At 71.2% G+C, this 13,076-nt stretch carries 13 protein-coding genes and 1 pseudogene; 4 read left to right on the plus strand and 10 right to left on the minus strand.

The genetic code is table 11. The features are described 5' to 3' along the window. Positions 1–394: 394 nt before the first annotated feature. Positions 395–1,675, plus strand: a complete 1,281-nt coding sequence (locus AC30CM_RS25870; protein ID WP_490119773.1) for a cytochrome P450 — start codon at positions 395–397, stop codon at positions 1,673–1,675. Here AC30CM_RS25870 and AC30CM_RS25875 read toward each other — a convergent pair. Further along, the gene (locus tag AC30CM_RS25875) at positions 1,660–1,968 is read right to left on the minus strand and encodes a hypothetical protein (RefSeq protein ID WP_490119774.1); all 309 of its coding nucleotides are present in this window, start codon (positions 1,966–1,968) and stop codon (positions 1,660–1,662) included. The genes AC30CM_RS25870 and AC30CM_RS25875 overlap by 16 nt on opposite strands. A gap of 103 nt (positions 1,969–2,071) precedes the next feature. On the opposite strand from AC30CM_RS25875, the gene AC30CM_RS25880 reads away from it, so the two are divergent. Further along, a complete protein-coding gene (locus AC30CM_RS25880) occupies positions 2,072–2,869 on the plus strand; it encodes a helix-turn-helix domain-containing protein (protein WP_490119775.1) in 798 nt (265 codons plus the stop codon). Here the strand turns inward: AC30CM_RS25880 and AC30CM_RS25885 are convergent. From AC30CM_RS25885 to AC30CM_RS25915, 7 genes are all read right to left on the minus strand, one after another. Next, entirely contained in the window at positions 2,866–3,594 is a 729-nt protein-coding gene (locus AC30CM_RS25885) for a L,D-transpeptidase (protein WP_490119776.1), read from the minus strand. The genes AC30CM_RS25880 and AC30CM_RS25885 overlap by 4 nt on opposite strands. 118 nt (positions 3,595–3,712) lie before the next feature. Next, positions 3,713–4,537, minus strand: a complete 825-nt coding sequence (locus AC30CM_RS25890) for an ABC transporter ATP-binding protein (protein ID WP_490119777.1) — start codon at positions 4,535–4,537, stop codon at positions 3,713–3,715. Beyond that, entirely contained in the window at positions 4,534–5,391 is an 858-nt protein-coding gene (locus tag AC30CM_RS25895) for an ABC transporter ATP-binding protein (RefSeq protein WP_490119778.1), read from the minus strand. The genes AC30CM_RS25890 and AC30CM_RS25895 overlap by 4 nt, the downstream gene beginning before the upstream one ends. Continuing rightward, positions 5,388–6,266, minus strand: coding sequence for an ABC transporter permease (locus AC30CM_RS25900; RefSeq protein WP_490119779.1), 879 nt, complete (start codon positions 6,264–6,266; stop codon positions 5,388–5,390). The genes AC30CM_RS25895 and AC30CM_RS25900 overlap by 4 nt, the downstream gene beginning before the upstream one ends. Beyond that, positions 6,263–7,213 carry an ABC transporter permease gene (locus tag AC30CM_RS25905; protein ID WP_490119780.1) on the minus strand — a complete coding sequence of 317 codons (951 nt, stop codon included), beginning with the start codon at positions 7,211–7,213 and terminating at the stop codon, positions 6,263–6,265. Before AC30CM_RS25905 ends, AC30CM_RS25900 begins: the two co-directional genes overlap by 4 nt. After that, positions 7,210–8,865 (minus strand): ABC transporter substrate-binding protein, encoded by a 1,656-nt coding sequence (locus AC30CM_RS25910; RefSeq protein WP_490119781.1) that lies wholly within the window; start codon positions 8,863–8,865, stop codon positions 7,210–7,212. The genes AC30CM_RS25905 and AC30CM_RS25910 overlap by 4 nt, the downstream gene beginning before the upstream one ends. Then, positions 8,862–9,932, minus strand: a complete 1,071-nt coding sequence (locus AC30CM_RS25915; protein WP_490119782.1) for an amidohydrolase family protein — start codon at positions 9,930–9,932, stop codon at positions 8,862–8,864. Before AC30CM_RS25915 ends, AC30CM_RS25910 begins: the two co-directional genes overlap by 4 nt. A 115-nt stretch (positions 9,933–10,047) precedes the next feature. On the opposite strand from AC30CM_RS25915, the gene AC30CM_RS25920 reads away from it, so the two are divergent. Continuing rightward, the gene (locus AC30CM_RS25920) at positions 10,048–10,710 is read left to right on the plus strand and encodes a FadR/GntR family transcriptional regulator (protein WP_490119783.1); all 663 of its coding nucleotides are present in this window, start codon (positions 10,048–10,050) and stop codon (positions 10,708–10,710) included. Next, entirely contained in the window at positions 10,707–12,101 is a 1,395-nt protein-coding gene (locus AC30CM_RS25925; protein ID WP_490119784.1) for an amidohydrolase family protein, read from the plus strand. The genes AC30CM_RS25920 and AC30CM_RS25925 overlap by 4 nt, the downstream gene beginning before the upstream one ends. Here the strand turns inward: AC30CM_RS25925 and AC30CM_RS25930 are convergent, their stop codons facing one another. Then, positions 12,102–12,665, minus strand: a complete 564-nt coding sequence (locus AC30CM_RS25930) for a Pr6Pr family membrane protein (RefSeq protein WP_490119785.1) — start codon at positions 12,663–12,665, stop codon at positions 12,102–12,104. Between the two features lie 66 nt (positions 12,666–12,731). Further along, a pseudogene (locus tag AC30CM_RS25935) lies at positions 12,732–13,076 on the minus strand (DUF7159 family protein); the annotation flags it as partial.

A 13,076-nucleotide genomic window follows, 5' to 3' on the forward strand; every position in this document is an offset into this window, starting at 1 on the left:
GCGCGGGCACGGCGGTCGCCGTCGGGCCGGGGGCCGGCGGCGCGGGCACCGGAACGACCGGTTCCGCCAGTGCCGGGGCGGCCAGGCACAGCGCCGCGAACAGACCAGACGCGCCGCACACTGCGGCCGTCAGAAACCTACGTGCGTCGTCAACCATCACGGGGCCTCTCGAGGTGTTACGTCAGGGACTCATGTTAAGCGAATGTCGCTACCCATGACTTCGCAATCACCCGCGATTCGTTACCGGTGCGCATCGACCGGCCCGCGCAGCCGCCGGGCGACGGGACCGGAACACGTTCCACTTGCCACTTTGGTCAACCCGCCGCGAGGCCGCTGCCTGTAGTGCAACGATGCGGATACGCCACTAGATCGCCTCGTGTCAGGAGGGCCGCGCATGGCCAGTCCGAACCTCCCTCCCGGTTTCGACTTCACCGACCCGGACGTCTACTCGCAGCGCCTGCCGGTCGAGGAGTTCGCCGAGATGCGGCGCGTCGCGCCCATCTGGTGGAACGAGCAGCCCGACGGCGTCGGCGGTTTCGGCGACGGCGGCTTCTGGGTGGTGACCAAGCACCGCGACGTCAAGGAGGTGTCCCGGCGCAGCGACGTCTTCTCCAGCCTCGAGAAGACCGCGCTGCCCCGGTACGCCGACGGCACCGTGCAGGCGCAGATCGACACCGGCAAGTTCGTCCTGCTGAACATGGATGCGCCGCACCACACCCACATGCGCAAGATCATCTCGCGGGCCTTCACCCCCCGGGCCATCGAACGACTCCGCGACGACCTGGCCCAGCGCGCCAGGGAGATCGCCGCCAAGGCCGCCGCCGAGGGATCCGGCGACTTCGTGGAGCAGGTGTCGTGCGAACTGCCACTGCAGGCCATCGCGGGGCTCATGGGAGTGCCGCAGGAAGACCGCATGAAGCTGTTCCACTGGTCGAACCAGATGGTCGGCGACATGGATCCCGAGTTCGCCAACAACGACGCCATCAGCGCGTCGGTGGAGCTGATCACCTACGGCATGAAGCTGGCCGCCGAACGGGCCGACACCCCGGGCGAGGACCTGGTCTCCGCACTGGTGCACGCCGACGTGGAGGGGCACAAGCTCTCCGACGACGAACTGGGCTTCTTCGTGGTGCTGCTGGCCGTGGCCGGCAACGAGACCACGCGCAATTCCATCACCCAGGGGATGATGGCGTTCACCGACTTCCCCGACCAGTGGGAGTTGTTCAAACGCGAACGTCCGGCCACCACCGCCGACGAGATCGTGCGGTGGGCGACGCCGGTCACCTCGTTCCAACGCACCGCGCTGCGCGACACCGAACTGTCGGGCGTTCCGATCAAGAAGGGTCAGCGCGTGGTGATGATGTACCGCGCGGCGAACTTCGACGAGGACGTGTTCCACGAGCCCTACCGGTTCGACATCCTGCGCGACCCCAATCCGCACGTCGGGTTCGGCGGTACCGGGGCGCACTACTGCATCGGCACCAGCCTGGCGCGCATGACCATCGATTTGATGTTCAACGCCATCGCCGACGCGATGCCCGACATCACCTCGCTGGCGGCGCCGCAGCGCCTGCGTTCGGGGTGGCTCAACGGCATCAAGCACTGGCAGGTCGACTACACGGGAGCGTCGCACGCGGGGTCCACCCGCCGGCCGGCCGGTCAGGTGCGGGGGTAGTCGAGGATCGACCGCCAATGATCCTCGGGGATCTCGCGATTCGACCGCAGCACCATCGCCAGCCCCACGGCCATGGCGACCCCCAGGAGCCCGAGCCACAACCCGGCGAGCGCGATCGCCACCCACAGCACCGTGGTCAGGCCCGGCCACGGTGACACGATCGCCAGGGCGGGCGCGAAGAAGAACCCCAGCCCGACGTACCACGACGAGCCGGCCCGATCGCATCTGAGCACGGCGTGCAGCCAACGGGGCGCGGGTGAGACGGGATGCGGCACGGGCGCGGGTCTTGCCATGGCTCCTCCTCCGGTCACCTCCCAGCCTCGCCGCCCACGGGTAGCCGCGTCGATTACCCGGCAGGTAGTGGTCTTGGCCGCCGGTCCGCGACACACTGTCGAGGTGACCGCTCCGGCTTGCCCCGCCGTGCCGTTCGGCTCGCTGCTGCGGCAGTGGCGCCGCCGGCGCCGGCTGAGTCAGTTGGAGCTGGCGATCCGCGCCGACGTGTCCTCGCGCCACGTCAGTTTCGTCGAGACGGGCCGCTCGAAGCCCAGTCGAGCGATGGTGCTCAAACTGGCCGACGCGATGGACGTGCCGCCGCGCGACCGCAATCGACTGCTGCTCGCGGCGGGTCTGGCGCCGGCGTACGCCGAGCGTTCACTCGACGATCCGGACATGGCGGGGGTCCGTGACGGACTGCGGCGCGTGTTGGCCGCCTACGAGCCCTACCCGTGCCTGGCCGTCGACCGCGACTGGAACGTGCTGGCCACCAACACCGCGACCACGCTGCTGCTGGCAGGTGTGGCCGATCATCTGCGGCAGACGCCGAACGCCCTGCGGCTCTCGTTGCACCCGGAGGGGTTGGCGCCGCGCATCCGCAATCTGGCGCAGTGGCGCCATCACGTCATCGGGCGACTGCGACGTGAGGTGACCGTCAGCGGCTCGCGCGAGTTGGGGGCGCTGCTCGCCGAGATCGAGGCCTACCCCGGCGGCGCGGAGGCGGTGCCCGATCTGGGCGGCGTGGTGGTGCCCCTGCGGCTGCAGGCCCCCGACGGGGGCGAGTGGGCGTTCCTGAGCACCGTCACCACGTTCGGCACCGCGCTCGACCTCACGGCCGCAGAACTCAGCGTGGAGGCGTTCCTGCCCGCCGACGACGCCACCGCCGCTGCCCTGCGTGCCGCGGCGGCACCCCGCGGCTAGGCCTGGACGACGATGGGGTCGCCCACCGACACGGTGTCGAAGTACCAGGCGGCATTGTCCGGGCTGAGGTTGATGCAGCCGTGACTGACATTCGAGTTACCTTGCGCCCCAACCGACCACGGGGCCGAGTGCACGTACACGCCACCCCAGGTGACCCGGACCGCGTACTCGGCGGTGAGCTTGTAGCCCTCGGGGTCGCTCAGCGGGATGCCGATGGTGCGGGAGTCCATGACGACGCTGCGCTGCTTCTCCAGCGCGGTGAACGTGCCGATGGGTGTGGGGTACTTCGGCTTGCCCATGGACGCCGGCATCTGGCGCGCCACCTCGCCGTCGATGCTGACGGTGAAGGTATGTGCGCTCAGGTCGGCGACGCCGACCACCGCGGAACCCGTCTCGAAGCTGGTCTTGGCGCCGCCCACCGACAGGGCGACGGTGGAGTGCGCGGGCCAGAAGTCCTTGGGCGTGAAGCGCAGTTCGTCGTCGGCGGGCCAGGTGAACTCCCCGCGCGGGGTTCCCGTGGAGAACGTCACGTCGCGTTCGACGGCCGCGCGGTCGGTGACCGGGCCGGCGAAGGTCACCGTGACGGGGTGGGCGACCCCCACGACGTCGCCGGAGGACGGCACGACCTCGGTCACCGGCGGCACCGCGAGGTGGGCCGCGGTGTCGGTGACGGCGGCGTTGCCGACCGCGGCCGGCGCCGCCATCACCCACATCGCCACGGACATCGCCACACCCGATGCGGCAACTAGGCGTCGCACGGTCCTTTGCACGGTTCCTCCCGAGGTCGGCATTCGCTCTCATGGTAGTTCGGCGAAACCGGCCGAAGTGTTAGCCGAGGTGTCGTCACCCGGCCAGGCGGGAGCGGCGCCGCGGTTGCCAACCGGCGCGGGGCACCGCCGCGATCAGGGCCGCGGTGTACTCGGCGGCGGGCCGGGTGAGGACCTGGGTCGTGGGCCCCTGCTCGACCGCCGCGCCCTGTTCCATGACCACGACGCGGTCGGCGATCTGGTTGACCACGGCCAGGTCGTGGGTGATGAACAGGTAGCCGATGGGCCGCTGGTCGCGGATGTCCTTCAGCAGGTTCAAGATCTGCGCCTGGATGGACACGTCCAGGGCCGCCACCGCCTCGTCGAGGATCACCAGCCGGGGGTTGGCCGCCAGGGCGCGGGCGATCGCGACCCGCTGCCGCTGGCCGCCGGAGAGTTCCGACGGCAGCCGACCTTCGAACTCGGTACCCAAGCCCACGTCGTCGAGCAGGGCGCGCACGGCGGCCCGGCGCCCCGGCCCTCGCAGACCGGGCTGATGGATGCCCACCGACGTCGCGATGACGTCGGCGACCCGTTGGCGCGGGTTCAGCGACGAGTACGGGTCCTGGAACACGTACTGCACCTCGCCGGCCCACCGCACGCGGTCGCGGTGCCGCGTGGGCGCCGTGGTGCGTCGTGTCCCGCCGACGGTGATGGTGCCTGCCGTCGGGGTCTCGAGCCCCACGACGAGCTTGGCGACGGTGGTCTTGCCGGACCCGGATTCGCCGACGACGGCCAGGCACTCCCCCTCCGCCACGGTGAAGGCGACGTCGGCGACGGCGACGATGGGGTCGCCACCACGGGTCGGCGACGGATATTCCTTGCGCAGCCCGGAGACCTCGAGCACGGGGGCGGGGGTCATGCCGGCACCTCCGCTGCCGCCGGGGCCGGTACGGTCCGGCCGTAGGTGAGCACCGGCAGCCGCTCGCTGCGGTGGTCGATGCTGGGGCGCGCGCCCAACAGTTCGACGGTGTACGGGTGCCGGGGATCGTCGTAGACGTCGGGTCCCTGTTCCACGATCTCGCCGGCGTACATCACCGCGATGCGGTCGCAGCAGGCCGCGGCGAGCTCGAGGTCGTGGGTGATGAACAGCAGTGCCAGACCGCGACGCTCGCGCTGTTCGGCGATGATGGCGAGCACGTCGGACTGTGCGGTGACGTCGAGCGCGGTGGTGGGTTCGTCGGCCAGCAGCAGTGTGGGTTCGGCCAGCAGCACCGAGGCGATCAGCACGCGCTGCAGCAGACCTCCCGACAGCTGGTGGGGATACTGCCGCATGCGGGTGCCGGCGTTGCGCACGCCGACGTCCCCGAGCAGGGTGACGGCCCGGTCTTCGGCCTCGGCGCGGGGTACGCCGCGCGTGGTGCGCAACGCCTCGGTGAGGAAGTCGCCGACGCGGTGTACCGGGTTGACGTGGGCCCGCGGGTCTTGAAAGATCATCCCGACGTCGTGCCCGCGAAAGCGTTGCAGCCGTTCATCGTTCATGGTCAGCACGTCGGTGCCGTCGTACTCGATGGCACCGCCGACGCGGAAGCCGGCCGGCAACAGGCGCATCACCGCGCGCGTGGTGATCGACTTGCCGGACCCCGATTCGCCGACCAGCGCCACGGCCTCGCCCGCGGCGACGCACAGGTCGACGCCGTGGAGGACGCGCCGGGTCGTGCGCTTGCCGGGTACGTCGACGGTGAGGCCGCGGACGTTCAGCAGCGGTGTGGTCATCGGGGGCTCCTCGAGGTGGCGATGAGGCGATCACCGATCACGGTGACGCACAGGACGATCAGCACGATCAGCGATCCCGCGGCCTGGGACTCGGAGAAGAAGCCCCGCAGCACGCCGTCGAAGCCACTCTTGACCATCGCGCCCAGGTCGGCCGTCGGCGGTTGCACGCCCAGACCCAGGAACGAGATGGCGGCCAGATCGACCACCGCGAACCCGAGTGACGACACCGCTTGCGCGACGACGAGCGGCATCAGGTTGGGCAGCAGCCCTCGGGTGGCGATGGCGAACCCCGGCTGGCCCTGCAGCCACGCCGCCGAGACGTAGGGCAGTCGGCGTTCCCGCAGCGCGGCGCCGCGCACCACGCGGGCGACGTAGGGCACGTAGGCGATCACGAGGCCGGCGACGACGGTGCCGAAGCTGGGGCCGAACAGGGCAACGGCGATGAGGCCGAACACGATTCCCGGAACGGCGAACAGCACGTCGAGCACCCACGAGATCGCGGTGTCGACCCGCCCGCCCCACCAGGCCGCGACCAGCGCCAGCGTCGTGCCGATCACGGTCGAGGCCAGGATCACCAGGCCCGGGCCGGCGAGCGTGAGCCGGGCGCCCCAGATGAGCCGGGACAGGATGTCGCGTCCCAGCGCGTCGGTACCGAACCAGTGCGCAGCACTGGGGTTGCTCAGCACGTTGAGTAGGTCGGGTTCGTTGGGGTCGTAAGGGGCGACGACCGGCGCGAGGACGGCGGCCACGACGACGACGGCGAGGACGACGGCTGCGATGGTGCCGAGCACGCCGAGGCGCTCGGTGACGGCACCGGGGCGCACCCGCGGTGAAGGCCAGGCGAGGCCGGCGGGACGGGACATGGCGTGGCTCACGGGTTGCTCCCCAGGGTGATGCGCGGGTCGATGAACGTGTACAGGACGTCGACGACGGCGTTGACGACGACGAAGCCCAGCACCAGGACCAGGACGACGGCCTGCACCACGGCGAAGTCGCGCTGCAGGATCGCCTTGACCAGCAGTGAGCCCAAACCGTCGATGGCGAAGACGTTCTCGACGACGACGGCGCCGGCGATCAGGGAGGCGACGGTGAGCCCGAGCACCGTGGTGATGGGGATCAGCGCATTGCGCAGGATGTGTCGGCGCACGATGACCGCGGGGGGTAGTGCCCTGGCCCGCGCCGTCTGAACGTGTTCGCGGCCGCGTTCCTCGTCGACCGAGGCGCGGGTGATGCGGGTCAGGTAGCCGATGCTGCCGAGGCTCAGCGCGAGGGCGGGCAACACCAGGTGGTGTACGCGGTCCAGGCCGCCGGTGCCGCTGCCGAATACCGGGAACCAGTTGAGCGCGACGGCGAAGACGCTGATCAGCGCGACGCCGACGACGAACACCGGCGTGGACAGCGCGACGGCGGCCACGGTGGTGATGACCCCGCCGACGGCGCCGCCGCGCAGCGCGGCGATGGTGCCGAAGGTGACGCCTGCGACGGCGATCAGGATCGCGGCGATCACGACGAGCAACGCCGTGGTGCCCACCCGGTGACCGACCATGTCCGACACGTCCTGCCGGTAGACGATGGACTGACCGAGGTCACCGCGCAGCAGGTCCAGTAGCCAGGCCCCGTAGCGGACGTAGAACGGATCGTCGAGGTGGTACTTGGCGGTCACGGCGGCGATCTGCTCGGGGGTGCCGCCCCGCGGTCCGAGGATGAACGACAGCGGGCTCCCGGGGGCGAGGTACAGCAGCCCGAACACCAGGAGCGAGGTGACGAACAGGACCAGCACCAGCCCCCCGAGCCGCTTGAGAACATAACGCAGCAGCGTCATTTCGATGTCACGTCCCTTCCTCCGACCGTCGCCGCCCACGGGTAGTAGAGATAGGCGATCGACGCGGTGGCCCCCGAGATCCTGGCGTTCTGCACCAGGATGGTCGGCAGGTACACCAGCGGCGTCCACGGCAGGTCGGTGGTGACCCGCCGTTGGACGTCGATCACACGCCGGGCGCGGTCGGCCGGGTTCAGCGCGGCGGTGGCGGCGTCCACCTGAGCGCTGACGGCGTCGTATCCCCCGAAGTTGTTGGTCCCTCCGGTGACGAACATGGCGTACGCCTCGAGCGGGTCGGGGAAGTTGCCGTACCAGGTGGTGAAGAACGCGTCGAGACCCTCCCTGGCCGTGGGGTCGTTGTACAGGTTGCCGAATTGCTCGACGGGGATGACGCGGGTGCGGATGTCCAGGCCCAGCTTGCGGCCGGCCGCCTGGATGACGTTGGCGGTCTGTTCGTGGACGGCCGAACTTCCCTGCACGCCAATGGTGATGGGGCCAACGGGGCCGGCCTGGGCGAGCAGGGCCTTGGCCCGCTCGACGTCGGGCGCGGTGCCGTACTCGGCGTACGCGTCGGCGAACCGCTGCTTCTCATAGCCCCAGTAGTCGGGCCCGGCGAGCGTGGGCGCGGCCAGTGCGGCGCCCTGCAGCACCACGCCCGCGATGGCCGTGCGGTCGATCATGGCCGAGAGTGCTTGGCGCACACGAACGTCGGCGAGCGGTCCGCCGGGATTCGCGGTGACCAGGGCGAAGTAGACCAGCGACCTGCCGAAGTCCAGGGTCAGCCCGTCGTCCTTGCGCAGTTGGACGAGCCCGGCGGGCGGCAGGTAGAAGAACTGACCGTCGACGGCGCCGCTGCGCAGGGCGTTGACCGCGGTCGACTCGTCGGCGATGAAGCTGAAGTCGACGTGGGTGGCGCGCGGCCGCAGCGCCGGGTCCCAGTAGTCGTCGTTGCGGGTGATCCGCAGGTCGCGGCCGGGCTGCCAGGCGTCGAACCGGTAGGGGCCCGTGCACATCACGCCGGTCTGGGGCGTGCCGACGTCCGCGCCCGCGCGCTCGGTGAACGCCCGCTGGGTGACCGCACCCGCGGCGGTCGCCATGGCCTGGGCGAACATGGCGTCGGGTTGGGTGAACGTGACCGTGACCTGGTGGGCGCCCGTCGCGGCGACCGACTTCACGTGACCGTAGTAGGTGGCGAAGTACGATCCGTTGTCCGGATTGCGTTGCCGCTCCAGGCTGTAGGCCACGTCGTCGGCGGTCATGGGGGTGCCGTCCCAGAACCTCACGTCGTCGCGCAGCGTGTACACCTGGGTCAGCGCGTCGGGCTGGTCCATGCGCACCGCGAGCCCCGGCGCCGTGGCGAGATCCGGGGTCAGCCGCAGCAGCGACTCGCACATGTTCGCGATGACGGTGTTCTCGGCGTAGTTGAACGAGTGCATGGCGTCCAGCGACAGCGGCTCGTAGGGCAGGTTCCACGTCAGCGTGTCCAGGGTGCCGGAGCCCGCGGGGGTGGTGGTGACCAGCTGGTCCTGGTCGATTGCCGTGCCGTAGGGATTGGCGCCGGGCAGCGAGCACGCGGCGGCCATGACGGCGGCCATGGCGGCGGCCGTCGCGGTGGCCAGGATGGTCCGGATGCGGTGTCGCGAGGGCGATCTCATGCGCGGGCCTCGTCGAGCAGTCGACCCGCCTCGGCGATCACGCGGCCGGCCCGCACGACGCGGGTGGGTGCGGGGCGGTCGACGACGACCTGCGCCAGACTCTCGCCACGGTATTCGACGCGGTCGCCGGGGTCGACGTCGAGGCTGAGCAGCGCGGCGCCTGCGGTGGAGCAGGTGTCGTAGGCGAGTTCGAGGTCGGCGTCGGTCATCGCGTCGGTGCGGTAGGCCAACAGGTGCGCCCGGTCGAGCATGCTCGCGGTGCCGAACGGTGTCCAGGAGTCGCGGATGCCGTCGCTGCCTGCCGCCACGTTGACGCCGCGGGTCCGCAGGAAGCGCACGGGCAGTACGGGGTCACCGCCGAGGGCGCACGTCACCAGCCACGTTCCGGCGGCGGCGAGGTCGTCGGCGATGGCGCGCAGGTCGTCTCCGGTGGCGGCCGCGACGGCGAAGGCGTGGCTGATGGTGACCCGGTCCCCCATGCCCTCGGCGACGCCGCGCGCCGCGATCCGCCGGGTCTGGTCGAGACCGTCGGCGCCGCCGTCGTGCAGGTGCACGTCGACGTCGACACCGTGCTTGGCGGCCAGCCCGAACACCGCGTCGAGGTGGCCGTCCACGTCGTGTTCGAGGCCGCCAGGGTCGATGCCGCCCACCACGTCGGCGCCTTCGGCGAGGGCGGCGTCGAGCAGGTCGAGGGTGCCGGGCGCGGTGAGCAGGCCCTGCTGCGGGAACGCGACGATCTGCACGTCGAGCACGTCGCTCACGCGTGCGGCGGCGGCGCGGACACCGTGGACGTTCGCCAGCCGTTGCGCGGGGCCCACGTCGACGTGTGCGCGCATGGCGCGGGTGCCCGCGGCGATCGCGGTGCGGAACACGTTGAGTGCCCGCTGTTCGACGGACAGGGCGTAGCCGGCCTGGGTCCGGACGTCGTTGTCGATGAACTCCCGCAGGTCGTGTGCCTGCGTGCGCGACAGCCATGGGCCGCCCCAGGAGGACTTGTCGGGATGGACGTGCGCGTCGACCAGGGGTGCCGCAGTGATGGTCGAGGACGTGGCTGCTGCTGCTGACACGGGACCCGCATTTCTCTTCGGCCGCGTCGATGTGCGCGGCGCCACAAAATTTGTCAGATGATATGGTTATCACACCGATCGACGAGAAGGAACACCGATGACGCAGATTTCCCGGGTGTCTCTGGTAGACGCGGTGGTGGCGCGCCTCCGCGACGAGATCCGCGAGGGCCGCTGGCCCGTCGGCAGCAAGATCCCCACAGAGGCGCGCCTGGTCGAGACCTTCGGGGTGAGCCGGCCGTCGGTGCGCGAAGCCGTGCGCTCCCTGGTGCAACTGGGACTACTCGAGACGCGCCAGGGGGACGGCACCTACGTGGTCGCCGAGGACGAGATGACCGTCGCCCTGCAACACGCCCTCGACGCGGCCGACGAGGCGGAGGTCCTCGCCGTGCGCCGCGCGCTCGACGTGCTGGCGGCCAGGGAGGCGGCGCACCGCAGGTCGCAGGCCGACCTCGACGCCCTGCAGTCCGCACTCACCGGGCGCCGCGAGGCCGTCGCGATAGCCGACGTCGAGGCGTTCATCGACCACGACGTCGCCTTCCACCTCGGCATCGCCCGCGCGTCGGCGAACACCCTGCTGTTCGGGCTCTATCAGAGTTTCGAAGCGTCACTGCGGGATTCGGTCCGGCGCACCAATTGCATGGCCGTCGCCGACGATCCTCGTGGCGAGTTCCACGAGCAGCTGTTCGACGCCATCGCCCGACGCGACCACGCCGCGGCCACCAGCGCCGCGCTGAGCGTCCTCGACGACCACGCCAAGCAGCACCCGGGCACCGCGTGACCGCGCACTCGTCATCGCCCCCCGTCGCGCTGCTGATCCGAGATGCGTTGCTGCTGTGCACGTTCGACGAGGCCGACACCGAGATCAGCGGGGGGTGGCTGGCCGTCGACGACGGTGTGATCGTGGGCCTCGGCGGGGCCGGCACCGCGCCGCCGCCGGCACGCCAGACCGTCGACGCCAGTGGATGTCTGGTCCTGCCCGGGTTGGTCAACGCCCACCAGCACCTTTACCAGAACCTCACCCGCTGCTACGCCGCAGGCGCGCAGGCGCAGAACCTCACCGACTGGTTCTGGGCCTACTTCACGGCGTGGGGCCGGCTCGACGCCGACGCGGTGGCCGTGTCCACCACGGTCGGACTGGCCGAGCTGGCGCTCAGCGGATGCACCACCAGCGCCGATCACCTCTACGTGCACCCCGAACCCGAACTCGTCGACGCCGAGATCCGCGCCGCGCTCGACGTGGGTCTGCGGCTGCACGCCGTCCGCGGGTCGATGACGCTCGGCGAGGCCGACGGCGCCATCTGCCCGCCTCGGCTCGTCGAGACCGTCGACGGCGTGCTCGACGACACCCGCAGGCTCGTCGAGCTGTACCACGATCCCGGGCCCGCCGCGTACGTCCGCATCGGCGTCGGACCCAGCACGCTGATGAGCTCGTCGGCCACCGCGATGCGCGAATCCGCGGCCTTCGCCGCGTCGTTCGACCTGCGTCTGCACAGCCACGTGGCCGACGACCCCGACGAGGAGGCGTTCGTCGCCGCCCACTTCGGCGCCCGGCCGCTGCAGGTCTTCGAAGACCTGGGCTGGCTGACCGAGCGGACGTGGTTCGCGCACGTGGTCTACCCGAACCCCGCCGAGATCACCGGGCTGGCGCGCGCCGGTGTCGCCGTGGCCCACTGCCCGAGCATGACCGTGATCGACGGCGGATTGCCCGGCGGTCCCCCGCCGATCCGCGCCATGCTGGACGCCGGGGTACACGTCGGCATCGGATGCGACGGCGCGACGGCCGCCGATCACCAGTCCCTGTGGCTCGAGACGAAGATGGCCATGCTGCTCGGCAGACAGCGGGAGGGCCGCGCCTCGGCGATGACGGCACGCGACGCCCTGCGCATGGCGACGCGGGGCGGCGCCGCGGCGCTGGGCCGCACCGGCGAGATCGGTCAGCTGAGCCTGGGCGCCAACGCCGACGTGTCGGTGTGGCGGATGGACACGCTGCCGTACGCGGGGGTGCTCGACGACGTGGTGTCCGGCCTGATGCACGGCGGCCCGGCGACCGCCTGGCACACCATCGTCGGCGGCCGGTTCGTGGTGCGCGACGGCGAACTGGTCACCGTCGACGTGCCGGAGACGCTGCGCGCCCATCGCCGCGCCGCGCACCGGCTGCAGCACGGCTGATCATCCGGTGCGCGGGCGGACCACCGCCACCAGGGCATAGCCCAGCACCAGGAAGCCGCCGAGCAGCAGCAGGCAGTTGAGCGCGACCGCCTGCGCCCCCACGGTCGCCGGGTCCAGGAAGTAGTAGGGGGCGCGACGCCCCAGCGCGTTGAGAACCAGCAACGCCGCGATGCCGTACGCGGCCGGATAACCAAGCCACAGCAGCGGTTGCCGCCAGCCGACGCCTGTCGCCGCGGGCCGGATCAGCACCCAGTCGGCCAGTGCCAGCGCGGGAACCACGACGTGCAGCAGGAAGTTCGCCGGCGTGTAGCCCATGCTGTGGCCGGTGAGGAACAGGTTCCACACCAGGCCGGCGACCGCGGTGTAGAGCACGACGGCGCCGCGCAGACCGTGGCGCACGTCGGCCGCGGGCGACACCAGGGTCCAGGCGTAGTACGCGGCGGCGAGGACGTTGGCCTGATAGGTGAAGGTGATCAGCCGCCACGCCACGCCGGAGCGCGACGTCAGCTCGACGGCGACGACCGCCCCGACGACCGCGGCGATGATCCCGACGCGCAGCGCCATGCGCAGCGCGTCTCGGGCGACGCCGGGACCGGCGGCACCCGGCGACCTCTCGGCACCCACCTGCGGCTAACCCTGCGGGAGCGAGAAGGGCGGTGAGGACGGCACCAGGGGATCCGGATTGCCGATGCCGAGGCGTTCCTTGATGCGCGTGAGGATGCCGGGCTTCTTCTCCGGTACTGCGGGCACGTACCCCTGGTTGGGCAGCAGCGGGCCCGCGCCCGCAGGCGCCGAGCTGGGAGGCGGCAGTTGCGCTGGCACCTGGTCCACCGGGTGTCCGGCGAACGGCGGGTCGGGCAGGAAGTTCATGGGCGGCGCCGGCGCGGTCTCGGGAACGTCGACGGGCGCCTCGGGCGCGGGTGGGGCGGCCTCGGGTGCCGGCGGCAGCGCCTCGACCGGCACGGCAGGCGCGGC

It is taken from the genome of Mycobacterium sp. DHQP2018-32-09, from assembly GCF_058148405.1.